18 protein-coding genes and 1 tRNA gene are annotated in these 17,065 nt (G+C 47.0%); 13 read left to right on the forward strand and 6 right to left on the reverse strand.

Going from position 1 to position 17,065, the window contains the following annotated elements; genetic code table 11:
- From ACYQZ0_RS04520 to dxs, 7 genes are all read left to right on the forward strand, one after another.
- Positions 1-408: a CoA-binding protein gene (locus ACYQZ0_RS04520; protein ID WP_459775410.1), complete on the forward strand. Its 408-nt coding sequence runs from the start codon at positions 1-3 to the stop codon at positions 406-408.
- Between the two features lie 5 nt (positions 409-413).
- Positions 414-1,034 (forward strand): energy transducer TonB family protein, encoded by a 621-nt coding sequence (locus ACYQZ0_RS04525; RefSeq protein WP_459775411.1) that lies wholly within the window; start codon positions 414-416, stop codon positions 1,032-1,034.
- A 20-nt stretch (positions 1,035-1,054) separates the two neighbouring features.
- A complete protein-coding gene (locus ACYQZ0_RS04530; protein WP_459775412.1) occupies positions 1,055-1,852 on the forward strand; it encodes an inositol monophosphatase family protein in 798 nt (265 codons plus the stop codon).
- 67 nt (positions 1,853-1,919) lie between these two features.
- Positions 1,920-4,325 carry a ribonucleoside-diphosphate reductase subunit alpha gene (locus ACYQZ0_RS04535; protein ID WP_459775413.1) on the forward strand — a complete coding sequence of 802 codons (2,406 nt, stop codon included), beginning with the start codon at positions 1,920-1,922 and terminating at the stop codon, positions 4,323-4,325.
- A gap of 21 nt (positions 4,326-4,346) precedes the next feature.
- Positions 4,347-6,071 carry a bifunctional 3'-5' exonuclease/DNA polymerase gene (locus tag ACYQZ0_RS04540; protein ID WP_459775414.1) on the forward strand — a complete coding sequence of 575 codons (1,725 nt, stop codon included), beginning with the start codon at positions 4,347-4,349 and terminating at the stop codon, positions 6,069-6,071.
- A 22-nt stretch (positions 6,072-6,093) separates the two neighbouring features.
- Positions 6,094-6,501 carry a DUF2231 domain-containing protein gene (locus ACYQZ0_RS04545; RefSeq protein ID WP_459775415.1) on the forward strand — a complete coding sequence of 136 codons (408 nt, stop codon included), beginning with the start codon at positions 6,094-6,096 and terminating at the stop codon, positions 6,499-6,501.
- Between the two features lie 21 nt (positions 6,502-6,522).
- Complete coding sequence (dxs, locus tag ACYQZ0_RS04550; protein ID WP_459775416.1) at positions 6,523-8,406, forward strand: 1-deoxy-D-xylulose-5-phosphate synthase; 1,884 nt, start codon at positions 6,523-6,525, stop codon at positions 8,404-8,406.
- On the opposite strand, the gene ACYQZ0_RS04555 is transcribed toward dxs, so the two are convergent.
- Positions 8,403-8,993, reverse strand: coding sequence for an RNA ligase partner protein (locus ACYQZ0_RS04555; protein WP_459775417.1), 591 nt, complete (start codon positions 8,991-8,993; stop codon positions 8,403-8,405). The genes dxs and ACYQZ0_RS04555 overlap by 4 nt on opposite strands.
- Positions 8,994-9,019: 26 nt before the next feature.
- Between ACYQZ0_RS04555 and minC the strand changes: the two genes are divergently transcribed.
- Genes minC through minE form a run of 3 tightly spaced genes read left to right on the forward strand, consistent with a single transcriptional unit; the run spans position 9,020 to position 10,606 of the window.
- Complete coding sequence (gene minC, locus ACYQZ0_RS04560; protein WP_459775418.1) at positions 9,020-9,601, forward strand: septum site-determining protein MinC; 582 nt, start codon at positions 9,020-9,022, stop codon at positions 9,599-9,601.
- Positions 9,583-10,374, forward strand: coding sequence for a septum site-determining protein MinD (gene minD, locus ACYQZ0_RS04565; RefSeq protein ID WP_459775419.1), 792 nt, complete (start codon positions 9,583-9,585; stop codon positions 10,372-10,374). Before minC ends, minD begins: the two co-directional genes overlap by 19 nt.
- Positions 10,367-10,606, forward strand: coding sequence for a cell division topological specificity factor MinE (gene minE, locus ACYQZ0_RS04570; protein WP_459775420.1), 240 nt, complete (start codon positions 10,367-10,369; stop codon positions 10,604-10,606). The genes minD and minE overlap by 8 nt, the downstream gene beginning before the upstream one ends.
- Here the strand turns inward: minE and prfA are convergent.
- Genes prfA through mnmE form a run of 4 tightly spaced genes read right to left on the reverse strand, consistent with a single transcriptional unit; the run spans position 10,603 to position 14,612 of the window.
- Complete coding sequence (prfA, locus tag ACYQZ0_RS04575) at positions 10,603-11,691, reverse strand: peptide chain release factor 1 (RefSeq protein WP_459775421.1); 1,089 nt, start codon at positions 11,689-11,691, stop codon at positions 10,603-10,605. The two genes, minE and prfA, sit on opposite strands and share 4 nt — an antisense overlap.
- Positions 11,692-11,694: 3 nt before the next feature.
- On the reverse strand, positions 11,695-11,901 hold the full coding sequence (rpmE, locus tag ACYQZ0_RS04580) for a 50S ribosomal protein L31 (protein WP_459775422.1): 207 nt from the start codon (positions 11,899-11,901) through the stop codon (positions 11,695-11,697).
- 49 nt (positions 11,902-11,950) lie between these two features.
- Positions 11,951-13,255, reverse strand: a complete 1,305-nt coding sequence (gene rho / locus ACYQZ0_RS04585; protein ID WP_459775423.1) for a transcription termination factor Rho — start codon at positions 13,253-13,255, stop codon at positions 11,951-11,953.
- Between the two features lie 10 nt (positions 13,256-13,265).
- Positions 13,266-14,612, reverse strand: a complete 1,347-nt coding sequence (gene mnmE / locus ACYQZ0_RS04590) for a tRNA uridine-5-carboxymethylaminomethyl(34) synthesis GTPase MnmE (protein ID WP_459775424.1) — start codon at positions 14,610-14,612, stop codon at positions 13,266-13,268.
- Between the two features lie 52 nt (positions 14,613-14,664).
- Here mnmE and ACYQZ0_RS04595 point away from each other — a divergent pair.
- Both ACYQZ0_RS04595 and nadC read left to right on the forward strand, forming a co-directional pair.
- Positions 14,665-14,752: transfer RNA gene (locus ACYQZ0_RS04595), tRNA-Leu, on the forward strand.
- 7 nt (positions 14,753-14,759) lie between these two features.
- Positions 14,760-15,584 (forward strand): carboxylating nicotinate-nucleotide diphosphorylase, encoded by an 825-nt coding sequence (nadC, locus tag ACYQZ0_RS04600; protein ID WP_459775425.1) that lies wholly within the window; start codon positions 14,760-14,762, stop codon positions 15,582-15,584.
- On the opposite strand, the gene ACYQZ0_RS04605 is transcribed toward nadC, so the two are convergent.
- Positions 15,538-15,810 carry a hypothetical protein gene (locus ACYQZ0_RS04605; protein WP_459775426.1) on the reverse strand — a complete coding sequence of 91 codons (273 nt, stop codon included), beginning with the start codon at positions 15,808-15,810 and terminating at the stop codon, positions 15,538-15,540. The genes nadC and ACYQZ0_RS04605 overlap by 47 nt on opposite strands.
- Positions 15,811-15,830: 20 nt before the next feature.
- Here ACYQZ0_RS04605 and mtaB point away from each other — a divergent pair, with 20 nt between their 5' ends.
- Positions 15,831-17,063 carry a tRNA (N(6)-L-threonylcarbamoyladenosine(37)-C(2))-methylthiotransferase MtaB gene (gene mtaB, locus ACYQZ0_RS04610; protein ID WP_459775427.1) on the forward strand — a complete coding sequence of 411 codons (1,233 nt, stop codon included), beginning with the start codon at positions 15,831-15,833 and terminating at the stop codon, positions 17,061-17,063.
- The last annotated feature ends 2 nt before the right edge of the window (positions 17,064-17,065 follow it).

The following is a 17,065-nucleotide window of genomic DNA, read 5'->3' on the forward strand; positions in this document are numbered from 1 at the left end:
ATGGTTCAGCACGTAGATGAAGCCCTTGAAACCCTTAAAAACGCTAAGGTTGTTGCGGTTGTCGGAATATCCCCCAAGCCCGAAAGGCCCTCTTACTACACAACCGAGAAGGTAGTAAAGAAGGGCATGCATAAGATATACCTCGTAAATCCGAGGTATGCGGGACAGGAGATATTCGGGATAAAGGTTCTCCCCTCACTTAAAGACGTTCCCGAACCCATAGATATAGTGAACGTTTACAGAAATCCCGCTCACGCGGAAGAGGTTATAAAGGAAGCTATAGAAGTCGGAGCAAAATGCGTCTGGTTCCAGCCAGGAGCGGAAAACCCCGAAGTTATAGAAAGGTATAAAGATAAGATAAAGATAATTTACAACGCATGCATAGGCGTTGAGGCGGGATATCTTTAAAAAGTGTGAAATACATTGAAAACTTCCTTTACCTTACCGCTTCGGTTATCATAAACCTCATCTTCCTTAAGGTTTTCTCCTTTTACCTTTTCGCCCGCAGTCCCGAAAACCTTTCCCAATACAAACCCCTTGAGGTGAAGATTGTTGAGGTAAAGCCTAAAAAGAGCGGAGGAAGGAAAAAGGAAACCCTGAAGAAAAAATCCGTAAAAGTCGTTAAAGGGAAAGGCATAAAAGTTGAGAAAAAAGAGAGAAAAGAGGTCTCCATACTTCCCGAACTTGAAAAGAGGATAAGGGAGAGACTCAGAAAGAGAGAAGAGTTGAAGAAAGAGATAGGGGAGATATCCGCGGTTCTCAGCAAAAAATCGGTAAAGATAAAGACGGGAAGCAGAAAGCTCACATACGTTCCTCCTCCTCCCACCTTCAAGGTTGAGGAGTTCCCCTCCCGTGTCGTTGTTAAGGTTTTTGTTGACCCCGACGGGAAAGTTATAAAGGCTTTGATAATCCAAAGGAGCGGAATAGCGGAAATAGACAACGGTATCTTAAAGTTCGTTAAAAAGCTGCGCTTTGAGAAGATAGAAGAAAGCGAGATACAGGAAGGCATCATAACCTTCACCTTCTCAACCTAAGTGTGGTATTCATAAATCCTATGGAAAATCTTGAAAAACTCCTTGAAGTGGCAAAGATGGCAGCCCTTGCCGGAGGACAGGTATTAAAGGAAAACTTCGGAAAGATTAAGCTTGAAAACATTGAAGAAAAGGGAGAGAAGGACTTCGTGAGCTACGTTGATAAAACCTCCGAAGAGAGAATAAAAGAGCTAATACTTAAGTTCTTTCCCGACCACGAGGTCGTGGGGGAGGAAAGGGGAAAGGAGGGAAAAGAAAGCCCTTACAAATGGTTCATAGACCCCCTTGATGGGACCAAGAACTACATAAAGGGCTTTCCCATATTTGCAGTCTCCGTCGGACTCGTTAAGGAAAACGAACCTATAGTGGGAGCGGTTTACCTTCCTTACTTTGATACCCTATACTGGGCTTCAAAGGGAAGGGGAGCCTATAAAAACGGGGAGAGGATAAGCGTAAAGGAAAGGGGGGAGCTCAAGCACGCGGCGGTTGTTTACGGATTTCCATCAAGAAGCAGGAGGGATATATCTCTTTACCTGAATGTGTTTAAAGAGGTCTTTTACGAAGTAGGTTCCGTTAGGAGGCCCGGGGCCGCAGCGGTTGATATATGCATGCTTGCGGAGGGCATATTTGACGGGATGATGGAGTTTGAGATGAAGCCATGGGACATAACGGCGGGACTCGTAATACTGAAGGAAGCTGGAGGATTTTACACACTGAAGGGAGACCCCTTCGGCATCTCGGACATAATAGCGGGAAACAGGATGCTCCACGACTTCATTCTCAAGGTTGTGAATAAATACATGAATAATGAAAGCACGTAAGTGATTTCTGGTCTCCCTTGAGAATTCATAAAAACAAGGGAGCCGGTTCGGAATAAAATCCTATTCCATGACTATGCACGTTATAAAGAGAAGCGGAAGAAAGGAGAAGCTTGATATAAACAAGATTAGGATAGCCATAAAGTTCGCCTGTGAGGGGCTGAACGTTGACCCCCTTGAGCTTGAAGCGGATGCCCAGATACAGTTCAGGGACGGAATAACCACAAAGGAAATTCAACAGCTTCTCATAAAGACCGCAGCGGAGAAAGTATCTCCCGAAAGGCCGGACTGGACCTACACCGCGGCAAGACTACTCCTTTACGACCTGTACAAGGACGTTGCCCACATAAGGGGATACTCCCTCAGGGACGACCTCGGGAAGTACAAACCCTACAACAGGAAGAACTTCTACAGATTCGTAAAAGAGTACGTAAAGAGAGGCATATACGGGGAGTACTTACTTGAGAACTACACAGAAGAGGAGTTTCACGAGCTCGCAAGATACATAAAACCCGAAAGGGACATGCTGTTCACCTACACGGGCATAAAAATCCTCTACGACAGGTATCTCGTCAGGGACGAAGAGGGAAGAGTAATAGAGCTTCCCCAGGAGATGTACATGCTCATAGCCATGACCCTTGCGGTTCCCGAAAAGAGAGAGGAAAGGCTGAAATGGGCAAAAACCTTTTACGACGTTCTCTCCCTTCACAAAGTCACCGTTGCGACGCCCACGCTCATGAACGCAAGGAGACCCTTCACACAGCTCTCCTCTTGCTTTGTTCTCACCGTTGACGACGACCTTTACGACATCTTTGACAACGTAAAGAAAGCGGGAATGATATCAAAGTTCGCTGGGGGACTCGGGATATACCTCGGAAAGATAAGGGCAATGGGAGCACCAATAAGGAAGTTCAAGGGAGCGTCAAGCGGAGTGATACCCGTAGTTAAGCTTATAAACGACACGATGACCTACGTTGACCAGCTCGGAATGAGGAAAGGCTCCGCCTCAATAACCCTTGACATATGGCACAAAGACATACTTGACTTCCTTGAAGTAAAAACAAACGTGGGAGACGAAAGGAAGAAAGCCCACGACATACACCCCGCGGTATCCATTCCCGACCTATTCATGAAAAGGCTCAAAAACAGGGAAGACTGGACCCTCATAGACCCCTACTGGGCAAGGCAGTTCATAACAAAGGAGCTCTACAACGGGAAGTTTAAGGAGATTAAACCCCTTCCCGGAAGCCATTACTACGTAGGCATAAAAGAGGACGGAAAGCAGGAAATCCTTGAACCGAAAGGCTTGGAAGACTTCTACGGGGAGGAGTTTGAGAAGTGGTACACATACCTTGAGGAAAAACTCCCCGACTTTGCAAAGAAAAAGGTAAACGCCTTTGAGCTCTGGAAGAGACTCCTCACGGTAGCCTTTGAAACGGGAGAGCCTTACATCTTCTTCAGGGACGAAGCAAACAGGAAGAACCCAAACAAACACACCGGAATGGTTTACTCAAGCAACCTCTGCCACGAAATTGTTCAGACAATGTCCGTCTCAAAACACGAAAAGCCCCTTCTTGACGAGAAGACGGGAGAAATAGTTTACAGGAAGGAATCGGGGGACCTTCCTGTGTGCAACCTCGGTTCGGTAAACCTCGGGAAGGTTCACACGGAGGAGGAGATAAAGGAGGTTCTTCCCGTTCTCGTGAGGATGCTTGACAACGTAATAGAGATGAACTTCTACGCCATACCCGAGGCTGAATACACGAACAAACGCTACAGGGCTATCGGGATAGGAGTCTCAAACTACCACTACTGCCTCGTGAAGAACGGAATAAAATGGGAGTCCGAGGAACACCTAAGGTTTGCGGACAAGCTCTTTGAACTCATAGCCTTTTACGCCCTTAAGGGCTCCCTTGAGCTCGCAAAGGAGAGGGGAAGGTATCCCCTCTTTGAGGGCTCCGACTGGAGTAAGGGAATTCTCTTCGGAAGAAGCCTTGAGGAGATAGAGGAGAACTCAAAAGAGAACGGAAACAACCTCCCCTGGAGGGAACTGGCGGAGGAGATAAAAAAGCACGGAATAAGGAACGCATACCTCCTTGCGTTGATGCCGACGGGCTCAACTTCGCTCATACTCGGAGCGACACCCTCCATTGACCCCGTTTTCGCAAGGTATTACAAAGAGGAGAACATGAGCGGCATACTCCCTCAGGTCCCGCCCGAGGTTGACAAGTATTACTGGCACTACAAGACAGCTTACACCATAGACCACACCTGGACCATAAAAGCAGCGGCGGTAAGGCAGAAATGGATAGACCAGGCCCAGAGCCTCAATCTCTTCATAGACCCTCAAAACATAGACGGTCCGACACTTTCAAGACTCTACGAGCTCGCCTGGGAACTCGGACTGAAAACCGTTTACTACCTCAGAAGCAAGTCCCTTGTTGACATAGAAGAATGCGAGGCCTGCAGTGCCTGATTCTTTAAACTATTTTTTAGTATGACCTTTGAGTATATTACGGGAAAGACTGGACTGAAGGAAATCTGTAAAAGGCTTGAGAAATCCCCTTACCTTTATCTTGATACGGAAACCACGGGAAACAGGATAAGACTTGTCCAGCTCGGGGATGATGAAAAAACCTATGTCATAGACCTTTACGAGATACACGACATAACTCCCCTGAGGGAGTTAATATCGGAAAAGGGAGTAATAGGACACAACCTCAAGTTTGACCTCCATTACCTTATGAACTACCAGATAGAGCCCCTCGCCACCTTTGATACGATGATTGCGAGCTTCCTTCTCGGATACGAGAGGCACTCCCTTAACCATCTCGTCGGAAATCTCCTCGGCTACACCCTTGACAAGAGTTATCAGCTCTCCGACTGGGGAGCTCCCGTTCTCTCGGATGCCCAGCTAAAGTATGCCGCAAAGGACGTTGACGTTCTGAGGGAGCTCTTTCCAAAGCTCAGGGATATGCTGAATGAGCTTGAGGGGGAAAGGGGAGAGGAACTCCTGAAGACGAGAACCGCAAGGATATTCGGTCTAAAGAGTCCCGTTGCAATAGTTGAGATGGCCTTCGTTAAGGAAGTTGCAAAGCTTGAGAGAAACGGCCTTCCCGTTGATATAGAAACCCTTGAGTCCACGCTGAAGGATATTGAGAGAAAAACCCAGAAGAAGGTTCAGGAGTTTCTTATAAAGTTCAGAGTGGACCCCTTTTCCCCCAAGCAGGTGGGACAGCTTCTAACATCAAAGTATAAGCTTAACCTCCCGAGAACCCAGAAGGGGAACGTATCAACGGACGATAAGGTCTTGTCCTCTTACGCCCACGTTGAACCCGTAAGACTCCTCCTTGAGATAAGGAAGTTAAAAAAGCTATCGGATAAGTTTAAGGAGATAAAGGAAAACCTTAAGGGAGATAGGTTATACCCCGAGTTCAAACAGATAGGAGCTGTTACGGGGAGAATGTCCTCCTTGAAGCCAAACGTTCAGAATGTTCCGAGGGAAGAGAGGGCCATATTCAAAGCTCCCGAAGGAAATACCTTCGTTATAGCGGACTTTTCCCAGATTGAGCTTAGAATTGCCGCGGAATACGTGAACGAGGAACTTATGATAAGGGCTTTCAGGGAGGGGAAGGACCTCCACAGGTATACCGCCTCCCTCGTTCTCGGGAAAAGGGAGGAGGAGATAACGAAGGAAGAAAGACAGCTCGCAAAGGCCATAAACTTTGGTCTCATTTACGGCATATCAGCGAAGGGACTTGCGGAATACGCAAGAACGGGATACGGCGTTGAGATAAGCGAGGAAGAGGCGGAAACCTTCAGAAACAGGTTTTTCAAAAACTTCAAGGCCTTTAAGCTTTGGCACGAAAAGGTAAAAAAGGAGCTGAAGGAGAAGGGAGTGTTCAGGGGAAGGACACTCCTCGGGAGGAGGTTCACAGCGACGACCTTTAACGACGCGGTCAATTACCCCATTCAGGGAACGGGAGCGGACCTCTTGAAGCTTGCGGTTTTACTCTTTGATGCGGAAGCGAAAAAGAAGAAGCTTGACGCAAAGCTCGTTAATCTCGTTCACGACGAGATAGTGGTTGAGTGCAGAAAGGAAGTAGCCAATCAGGTTAAGGAAGTCCTTGAAAAAGCCATGAAACAGGCGGGAAAGATAATCCTGAAGAAGGTTCCCGTAGAAGTTGAAAGCGTGATAAACGAGAGGTGGATTAAGGACTGAGTTCTGGGATAAACTTTTAGTTATGGGAAAGCTACACCCTCTTATAAACTACTTCCTCGTAGGGCTTATATTCGTCTCTTACCTGAGCTATATAATTTATTACGGCTTTAAAAGACACATAACCTTCTTCCTCCACCACGGGCTCTTTAACCACGCAATATCCGCAATTCTCGTAATCCTCGCGGTTATAACCGGGCTCGCTCAGGCATCAAACCCCTACATACAGCAGAAAACGACCTTTATATTCCTCTTTCCCCACAAGTGGCTCGGAATACTCCTCATGGTTTACACCCTTGCGGTTTTCCCCGTATTGTGGATTAAGCAGAAGGACCTGAACTGGAAGTGGGGAGTTCTCATAGGTGTTGTCGGTCTCGGACTCGTTATAGCGGTCGTAACCTTCGGATGGCTCTTGAGATTGATGTTCTTCTGACGGGGGAATAACTTATTCACTATGCTTGAGAGGTATAAGATTTTAAAAGATTATAGAGGGCCTCAGGACCTTAAGGAGTTTGATTATAAAACCCTTGAGGAGCTCGCAAAAGAGGTAAGGGATTACATAATACAGGTTACATCAAAAAACGGGGGACACGTAGGACCGGGACTCGGTGTTGTTGAGCTCACGATAGCACTCCTCAGAATCTTTAACCCCCCCGAGGACGTAATAGTCTGGGATATAGGCCACCAGGGATATCCCTGGAAGATTCTCACGGACAGAAAAGAAGAGTTCCCCACCCTCAGGCAGTATAAGGGCATCTCCGGCTTCCTGAGAAGGGAGGAGAGCATTTACGACGCTTTCGGAGCGGGGCACAGCTCAACTTCAATCTCCGCGGCTCTCGGCTTCAGAATGGCAAAGGACCTAAAAGGGGATAAAGACAGCTACGTTGTTGCGGTAATAGGGGATGGAGCTCTCACCGCGGGAATGGCCTACGAAGCCCTGAACAACGCTGGACACATAAGACCCGAAAGGTTCATTGTCATTCTCAACGATAACGAGATGTCCATATCCCCGAACGTCGGTGCAATATCAACTTACCTAAACAGGATAATAAGCGGACACTTCGTCCAGGAGACGAGACAGAAGATAAAGTCCTTCCTTCAGCACTTCGGAGAGACACCCTTAAGGCTCATGAAGCTTACGGAGGAGTTCCTGAAAGGCATTATCTCCCCGGGAGTTCTCTTTGAAGAGCTCGGATTTAACTACATAGGTCCCATAGACGGGCATAATCTCCCATCTCTTGAGGAAACGCTAAGGAACGTTAAGGATATAAAGGGGCCCGTTCTTCTCCACGTTTACACGAAGAAGGGGAAGGGATACAAACCCGCGGAAGAGAACCCAGTAAAGTGGCACGGCGTTGCACCCTACAAGGTTGAATCGGGAGAGATTATAAAGAAGAGTTCCCCTCCCACCTGGACCTCTGTATTCGGCAAGGCTCTCGTTGAGCTCGCGGAAAGGGACGAGAAGATAGTTGCAATTACGCCGGCAATGAGGGAAGGTTCGGGGCTCGTTGAGTTTGCAAAGCGTTTCCCCGACAGGTTCTTTGACGTTGGCATAGCAGAACAGCACGCCTGCACCTTTGCCGCGGGACTCGCCGCGGAGGGAATGAGACCCGTAGCGGCATACTACTCAACCTTCCTCCAGAGGGCTTACGACCAGGTAATTCACGACGTAGCCCTACAGAACCTTCCCGTCACCTTTGCTATAGACAGGGCGGGACTCGTCGGAGACGACGGGCCTACCCACCACGGCGTTTTTGACCTTTCATACATGAGATGCGTTCCCAATATGGTCGTTTGTGCTCCAAAAGACGAACAGGAGCTAAGGGATCTCCTCTACACGGGCATATACAGCGGAAAGCCCTTCGCCCTGAGGTATCCGAGAGGTGCAGCTTACGGCGTTCCTACGGAAGGATTCAATAAGATTGAGATTGGAACGTGGGAGGAACTTATACAGGGCGAGGATGCGGTAATACTTGCGGTAGGCTATCCCGTATATCAGGCCGTTACCGCCGCGGAAAGACTCCTCAAGGAAGGCATAAAAGTAGGAGTCGTGAACGCGAGATTCGTAAAACCGATGGACGAGAAGATGCTTGAGGAGCTCGCATCAAGATATGAGCTCTTTATAACCGTTGAGGACAACACGGTCGTCGGAGGTTTCGGGAGCGGAGTTCTTGAGTTCTTCGCAAGGAAGGGCATAATGAAGAGAGTCGTAAACCTCGGTGTTCCCGATAGGTTCATAGAACACGGAAAGCAGGATATACTGAGAAGGCTCGTCGGCATAGATGCGGAAAGCATAGAGAAGGCGGTAAAGGAGGCACTCCTCGGGAAGATATACTAATCTGCCTTCGTCGTCCTGTGCCTTATTAAACTTTCAAGAATCTTTCTGAAGAACCTCGGCTCTATCTGCTTTATCCCTATCTTATCCGCCCACTTCCTCAGACCCTCGTCCGCGGAGACGAGAATTCCGTCAAGCTCGTAAGCGAGGAGGAGAACGTCAACGTCCTCCTTGCTGTCAATGATGCCCTGTCTGAGGGCCTCCCTGTATTTCTCCCTCAGCTTGTTTATGAGCTTCCCCACGTCGTCGCAGGCGCTCGCCTCCCTCGTGTGCTCCTCCGCTATCCTGAGCCCCTTATTAATTCTGTATCTTATCTCGTCAATAAGCTCGTATAAGAAGTCCGCAGGTATCGTTAGTTTAAACCTCCTCGGAGACCTTATCTTTACAACCATCTCAAACTCGGCCCATAACTCACCGATATCAAGTATCTTTCTGAGCTCGTCGTATATAGAAGTGGGCATATAAAACTCCGCCCCGGAGTTCAGGGCAAGGTGTATGAAGTTTTCAATAGCTCCGGGCTGATCCTCTTCAAAGGTTTTGTATATATCCGGGTTTGTGAATACGCTCGTATCAAGCACAAATTTTTCCATAGGCTTTATTTTAAAATATACTTAAGGTGATTGAGGTAAAGGGAAGAACGGCACCCGTGGTTTTTATAAGGATAAAAGAAAAGGGGAGCGTGGAGGAGCTTATAAAGGAGGTGAGGGAAAAGCTCAACAATAAGATATTTGAGGGAAGCATAGTCGTAATAGAAAATCCCGAAGTTTTAACGGAAGAGGAAAGAAAAAGGCTTGAAGATACAATAAGAAAACGTTCTTTTAACTTTGAGAGAAAAGGTGAGAGTAAGAGACTTCTTATAGTTAATAAGACGCTGAGAGCGGGTCAGAGGGTTGAACACTCGGGGGATATACTCGTTCTGGGAGATGTAAACAGAGATGCGGAAATAGTGGCGGGGGGAAACGTAATAGTTATGGGAAAGCTGAGGGGTATAGCGAGGGCGGGACTCATAGGGGATGAGGAAGCGGTAATAGTTGCCCTCATTATGGAACCTCAGATGATACAGATAGGGAAGAAGATTGCAACGCTTCAGGACGAGGAGAGGAACTCCCCGGGATATCCCGAGATTGCAAAACTTGAAGGAGGGCAGATTATACTTGAACCTATAGAGGGAGTGGAAAGATGGCAGAAGTTATCGTGATTACATCGGGAAAAGGTGGAGTAGGGAAGACCACAATTACCGCAAACTTAGGGGTTGCCTTATCGGAGCTCGGAAAAAGGGTTTTACTTATCGATGCGGACATAGGTCTGAGAAATCTTGATATGATTCTCGGACTTGAAAACAGGATAGTTTACGACGTTCTTGACGTCCTTGAGGGAAGGGTTCCCTACGAGAAGGCACTCGTTAAGGACAAAAGGGGACTGAATTTATGGTTACTTCCCGCAAACCAGAGGGCAAACAAGGACATCGTTGACATTAAGAAGTGGATTGAAATGGTAAAGGAAATGAAGGAATCGGGAAATTACGACTACATACTCATAGACTCCCCCGCGGGTATAGAAAAGGGTTTCCAGATAGCGGTAGAACCTGCGGATAAGGCCTTTATAGTTGTTAATCCCGAGGTATCCTCCATAAGGGATGCGGACCGGGTGATAGGACTCCTTGAGAGCAAGGAAAAGAACGATTACGCGGTTATCGTGAACCGAGTTAAGTGGGACATGGTAAAGAAGGGGGAGATGTTGTCCGTTGAGGATATAGTAGATATACTTAAAGCTCCGTTAATTGGAATTATCCCCGAAGAACCTAAGCTCATAGACTTCACGAATAAGGGAGAGCCGATAGTTCTTCACAAGAATTTTCCCGCTTCGAAAGCCATCGTAGATATAGCCCGCAGGGTGATGGGAGAAGAAGTTCCTCTCAAACGCTACGGAGAGAAAAGGGGAATTCTGAGCAAGTTATTCGGAGGTGATTGAGTTGTTCGGGCTTTTTAAAACTAAGAGTAAAGATGTCGCAAAGAAAAGGCTTCAGGTAATACTAACTTATGAAAGAAGCGGACTGCCGCCGAAAATTGTTGACGAGATTAAAAGGGACCTCGTGAACGTATTTTCAAAGTATCCCTATTTTGACGCGGAGAGGATAGACGTTGATATAAGAAGAGAAAGCGAAACGGAAGAGCTCAGGATATGCATACCCCTGAAGGATTAGCCTTCAGATTCAACCTTCTGGAGCTTCTCCTCAAGCTCTTTCGCTCTTAATGCATCTATAATCTCGTCAAGCTTACCCTCGAGAACGTCCTGGAGCTTGTAAAGAGTTAGGTTTATCCTGTGGTCCGTTACCCTGTTCTGGGGGAAGTTGTAAGTTCTTATCTTCTCGCTTCTCTCTCCCGTTCCGACTTGCTCCCTTCTTTCCTTTGCTATCTCCTCCTGTTTCTTCCTTTCGTAGTAATCCTTTAGCTTCGCGTATAAAATCTTTAAAGCTTTCTGCTTGTTCTGGAACTGAGAGCGTTCGTCCTGGCATTGAACGACTATACCCGTAGGTATATGGGTTATCCTTACCGCGGTTTCCGTGGTGTTTACGTACTGACCGCCAGCTCCCGAAGCCCTGAAAGTTTCTATCTTGAGCTCTTCGGGCTTTATCTTGATGTCCTCTTCCCCTACTTCCGGGAGAACGGCAACCGTTGCGGTTGATGTGTGTATCCGCCCTCCGCTTTCTGTGATGGGAACCCTTTGAACCCTGTGAACCCCGCTCTCGTACTTTAGCCTGGAGTAAGCACCCTCACCTTCTATAAGGGCTATTACCTCCTTGTATCCCCCAAGTCCCGTCTTGTTTGAAGAAAGAACGGACACCTTCCATCCCTTTTCTTCCGCATACTTCTGGTACATCCTGAAGAGGTCCGCCGCAAAGAGAGCTGCCTCCTCACCTCCCGCGCCCGCTCTTATCTCAAGGATTACGTTCTTTGAGTCGTTCGGGTCCTTAGGAACGAGATGGAGTTTTAACTTCTCCTCAAGTTTTTTCACTTCTTCGGAAAGCCTTTCCACTTCCTCCTGTGCGAGCTCTCTTAGGTCCTTGTCCCCGCTCTTTAGTATCTCCTTCAGCTCCTTTATCTCTTTCTGGAGTTTCTTATACTTCTCGTAGAGCTCGTTAATTTCCTGAAGTTCCTTGAGTTCCTTGCTCAGCTTCTTATACTTCTCTACGTCCTTTACGACTTCGGGCTTTGTTAACTCCTCCTGGAGCTTCTTATACTTTTCCTGTATCCTGTCAAGCTTTGAGAGTAAGGCGTCCTTCAGCATGGTTTACTCTTGTGCCTTACCTCCCTCAAGCTCTTTTTGCATCTCGTAGTAAGCGGGCTTTATCCTGAGCTTACCCGCATAAAAGGGGTGGCACTGGTTGCACACCTCAAGGTATACGGTTCCACCCTTCGTTGAAAGGAGCGTGAATGTGTTTCCGCAACCGCATACAAAAGTTGTAGGTTTGAGTTCGGGGTGTATTCCCTTCTTCATCCCTTACCTCCTCGCAAGATAAAAAAGTTATTATAAATCCCTTTCAAGTTCAAGCGTTCATGGCCTTGAGGAACTCCTCGTTCGTCTTGAACCTCTTCAGCTTATCAAGGAGAAACTCCATGGCCTCAACGGGGTCCATCGTTGAGAGGAACTTCCTAAGAACCCATACCCTCTGGAGCTCCCAGGGCTCAAGAAGAAGCTCTTCCTTTCTCGTTCCAGATTTCTCTATGTTTATGGCGGGGAATATTCTCCTTTCCATAAGTCTCCTGTCAAGGTGTATCTCCATATTACCCGTTCCCTTGAACTCCTCATATATTACGTCATCCATCTTGGAGCCCGTTTCCACAAGGGCTGTCGCTATTATCGTAAGGCTTCCACCTTCCTCTATGTTTCTCGCAGCACCGAAGAACTTCTTTGGTCTCTGGAATGCGGTTATCTCAATACCACCGGTGAGAACCCTTCCCGTGGGAGGAGTTACCGCGTTTGAAGCCCTCGTGAAACGCGTGAGGGAGTCCATGAGTATTACGACGTCCTTCTTCAGCTCCACCATCCTCTTTGCCTTCTCAACGACTATTTCCGCAACCTGCATGTGTCTTTCGGGTGGCTCGTCAAAGGTTGAGGCGACAACCTCTGCTTTGTCCTTCACAATTCTCCTCATCTCGGTAACTTCTTCCGGTCTCTCGTCTATCAGGAGGATTATGAGGTAAACCTCGGGGTGGTTGTGTATGAGTGCAAGGGCAATCTTCTGAAGTAGAACGGTTTTTCCCGCTTTAGGCGGAGCTACAATTAATCCCCTCTGGCCTTTACCTATGGGTGCTATGAGGCTTACAACCCTTGTTGAAAGCTCGTTGGGGTCGTATTCGAGCTTGAACCTCTCCATGGGGTGGAGGGGTGTCAGCTTCTCAAACTGGGGTCTTCTTTTCAGTATTTCGGGGTCGGGAGGAAGTCCGTTCACGGATTCCATCCTTATAAGGGCCTTGTATTTCTCGTTTTCTCTCGGGAGTCTCGCAAAGCCCTTTATGGTATCTCCCGTCCTGAGACCGAACTTCTTTATCTGGGATGGGGCAACGTAAACGTCGTTATAGCTCGGCATGTAGTTGTTTTCTTGAAGTCTAAGAAATCCGTATCCCTCGGGGAGTATCTCAAGGACTCCCTCAACCTTAACAAGCCCGCTCTTCTCAAGCTGAGCCTGGAGTATCTTTTCTATAAGCTCCTCCTTTTTCAGTCCCGTCGTTCTGCTCAGCCCGACCTCTTTTCCTATCTTCTGAAGCTCCGCAAGGGTTTTCTGCTTTAGTTCCTCCTTCGTAAAGAGCTTAAGTTCTTGTTGTTGTTTAGTTTGTGTAGTTTCAGCCATACTTACCTCCTCACTTGCCTATACAAAAGTTTGAGAAAATCTTTCCGAGAACGTCCTCCGTTGATATGTATCCGAGAATCTCTCCCAAGTAATCGGAAGCCTCCCTTATATCAAGCATGGCTATCTCGGGACTTATATCCCTCTCCTTATATTCCTTCCTGAAACGCTCCAAGGTTTCCTTCGCCTTTTTAAGGAGCGTTTCGTGCCTTAAAGATATGTATACGTTATAACTTTCTCCTAACTGCACTCCGACCCGATTAAGGATTTCTTCCGAAAGGTCCTCTATACCCGTGCCCCTGAGGGCACTTACTTTTATTATATTTTCTTCTCCGAACATTTCAAGATTTGCCTTAACACCTTTATCAACCTTGTTGGCAACGATTATGTGAGGTTTATCCTTAACCTCCTCGTAAATCCTTAAATCCTCTTCCGTTAGTTCTTCGCTTGCATCAATCACGAAGAGTATGAGGTCCGATTCCTCAATCTTCTTCCTGCTTCTTTCAACACCTATCTTCTCAACGGGGTCCTCCGTGTTCCTTATTCCCGCAGTATCCACGAGCCTTACGGGAACACCTTTCAGGTTTAATATCTCCTCCAGGTAATCCCTCGTTGTTCCCGCTATATCCGTAACGATAGCCCTCTCTTCCTTGAGGAGTGCGTTAAAGAGCGAGGATTTCCCCACGTTAGGCTTTCCGACGAGTGCGAGCTTTATGCCCTCCCTTATAGCCCTTCCCGTCTTTGCGGTTTTGAGAAGCTCCTCAATCCCCTTTATAACTTTATCTACCATCTCAAGAACCTGTTCCTTTGTGAGAGTTGGTATGTCTTCCTCCGCAAACTCTATATCCGCCTCTATGTAAGCCATAAGCTCAAGAAGGGAGTCCCTGAGGGGTCTTATATACCTTGAGAGTTCCCCCCTAAGCTGTTTCAGGGCGACCTTTCTCGCGAGCTCCGTTTTTGCGGATATGAGCTCCGCTACCGCTTCAGCCTGGGTTAAATCCATCTTTCCGTTCAGGAAAGCCCTCTTTGTGAACTCACCGGATTCCGCAAGCCTCGCTCCCGCACTTATGAAAAGCTCAACAGCCTTCTTGAGGATTCGGGGGTTTCCGTGAAGGTTCAACTCAACCATATCCTCCCCCGTATAGGAGTGGGGAGCCTTGTAGTATATGAGTATGCCCTCGTCAAGTTCCTCACCCTTTTCATCGTATAGCCTTCCGAAGTGGGCATACCTCGGTCTTATCTCGCCTCTTGTTTTAAAGAAACGCTTTACTATATCAAGAACACCTTTGCCCGATAAACGGACGATACCTATAGCACTCTCGCCGTAAGGAGTTGCTACCGCTACGATTGGTTCTCGCATGGTTTGTGTTGTCGGGAGAAGTTCTCTATTAGTATAATATAAGTTTTTAGAAGGGGGTGTGGCGGAATTGGCAGACGCGGGGGACTTAAAATCCCCTGGGCTTTAAGCCCGTGAGGGTTCGACTCCCTCCACCCCCACCATCAAAGGATGAACGAGATTCTCGTAAGGGAAAAACTAATAGAGTTCCTGAAAGAGGACCTGGGAACGGGAGATATAACAACGGAAGGCATATACAGAGGGGAGAGGGCAAAAGGAGTTATAAAGGCAAAGGAGAAGGGAGTTCTTGCAGGCTCTCCCTTCGTCGTTGAGCTCTTTAAGATTCTGGGAGATGTAAAGGTAGAGTTCAAGAAGAGAGAAGGAGAGGAGTTTGAAAAGGGGGAAATCCTCGCAACTCTTGAGGGAAGCGCAAGGAGTATATTAATCGGGGAGAGAACAGCTCTTAATATACTTCAGAGATTATCGGGAATAGCCACAACAACGAGAAAGTTTGTGGAAAAGCTTGAGGGAAAGGGGATAAGAATCCTTGATACGAGGAAAACAACGCCGGGTTTTAGAATGTTTGAGAAGTATGCGGTAAGGATAGGAGGGGGAACGAACCACAGGTTCGCCTTATACGACATGGTTCTCATAAAGGATAACCATAAAAAGGTTGCGGGAGGACTGAGAGAAGCGGTAAGGAGGGTAAGGGAAAGGATTTCACCCCTTTACAGGATAGAGGTTGAGGTTGAAAGCATTGAGGAACTGAAAGAAGCCCTTGAGCTTGAGGTTGATATAGTTATGCTTGATAACTTCTCTCCCGAAGAGGTGAGGAAAGCGGTAAAGCTTGTAAACGGAAAGGCACTCGTTGAGGTTTCGGGGAACATAACCCTTGAGAATGTAGACCTTTACGCGGTTGAAGGTGTTGACTTCATATCTTCTGGTTCAATCATTCACTCTTCCCGCTGGGTTGATATATCTCTAAAAATCCTTTAACGTCTTCGGGCGAAACGTCCTTAAAGCCCCTTTTTCTCGCATACCTTATAAGCTCATCGTAGCTCAACTTTTCCTCAACCTTTTTCAAAAGAACGAGGTTCTCCCGCGTCAGCTTCGTATAGAGGAAATACATCTCGGTGTATTCCTTCCACTCCCTGAGGGAATAAACGGAAAATAGGATATTAAAGATTATAAGCAAAAGAATTAAGAGAAAAAGCCTCAACATTATCTATATTTTAAATTCTTATGAAAGTCGCTTTTGAGACTCTTGGGTGTAGAATGAACCAGTTTGATACGGACCTTATGAGAACGAAGTTTATTGAGAAGGGATATAAAATCGTTGATTTTGAGGATATAGCGGACGTATACGTTATAAATACCTGCACAGTGACCGTAGGCGGGGACCGTTCCTCAAGACAGGCGATATACAGGGCAAAGAGGAGAAATCCTAAAGCGGTTGTTGTCGCTACGGGATGTTACGCTCAGGTAAACCCAAAGGCCCTCGCAAGCCTTAAAGAGGTTGACCTTGTTGTTGGAAATACCCATAAATCGGAGATAGTGAAGATTGTTGAGGAATACCTTGAAAAGAGAGAGAAAAAGGTTTTCGTGGGGGAGATATTTAGGGAGAAGGAGGTAAGGAATTACGATACAGTTCTTTACTTTGAGGGAGTGAGACCCTTTTTAAAGGTTCAGGAGGGTTGTAACAAGTTTTGCACCTTCTGCGTTATTCCCTTTGCAAGGGGAAAGGTGAGAAGCGTTCCGAAGGAGAAGGTAATTGAACAGGTAAAGGCGTTAGCCCAAAGGGGATTTAAGGAGGTCGTCCTTACAGGAACACAGCTCTCCCAATATGGATGGGATAGGGGCTACACCCTTTACGGGCTTCTAAGGGAACTTGTAAAGGTGGAAGGAATAGAACTCATAAGGCTTTCCTCTATGCATATAAAGGAGATGGATAAGAACCTTCTTGAGCTCATAACCTCTGAGGAAAAGATTGCTCCCCACTTTCACCTATCCCTCCAGAGCGGTTCAAACAGGATACTTGAGCTCATGGATAGGGGCTACACGAGGGAGGAATACGAAGAGGTAGTTAATTATATAACCGAAAGAAGGCCCGAAAGCTCAATAGGAACGGACGTGATAGTGGGCTTTCCTTCCGAAGGCGAGAGGGAGTTTGAGGAGACTTACGAGTTTCTAAAGAGAATTCCCATAGCCTATATGCACGTATTCCCCTACTCGGACAGACCAAATACGAAGGCAAGCAAGATAAAACCTAAGGTTCCCGAAAGGATAAAGAAGGAGAGGGTAAAAATCCTTAAGGAGCTTGACGAAAAGAAAAGAAGGGAGTTTTACGAAAAGAATAAAGGAAGAAAGCTGAGGGCTGTTATCGTAGAGGAAAACAGACTCCTTACCGAGAACTATATAGATGTAAAGAGAGAGGGATTTAAAGAAGTGGGAGAGCTAGTTGAGATTGTCCTTTAATA

The organism is Aquifex pyrophilus, assembly GCF_054656935.1.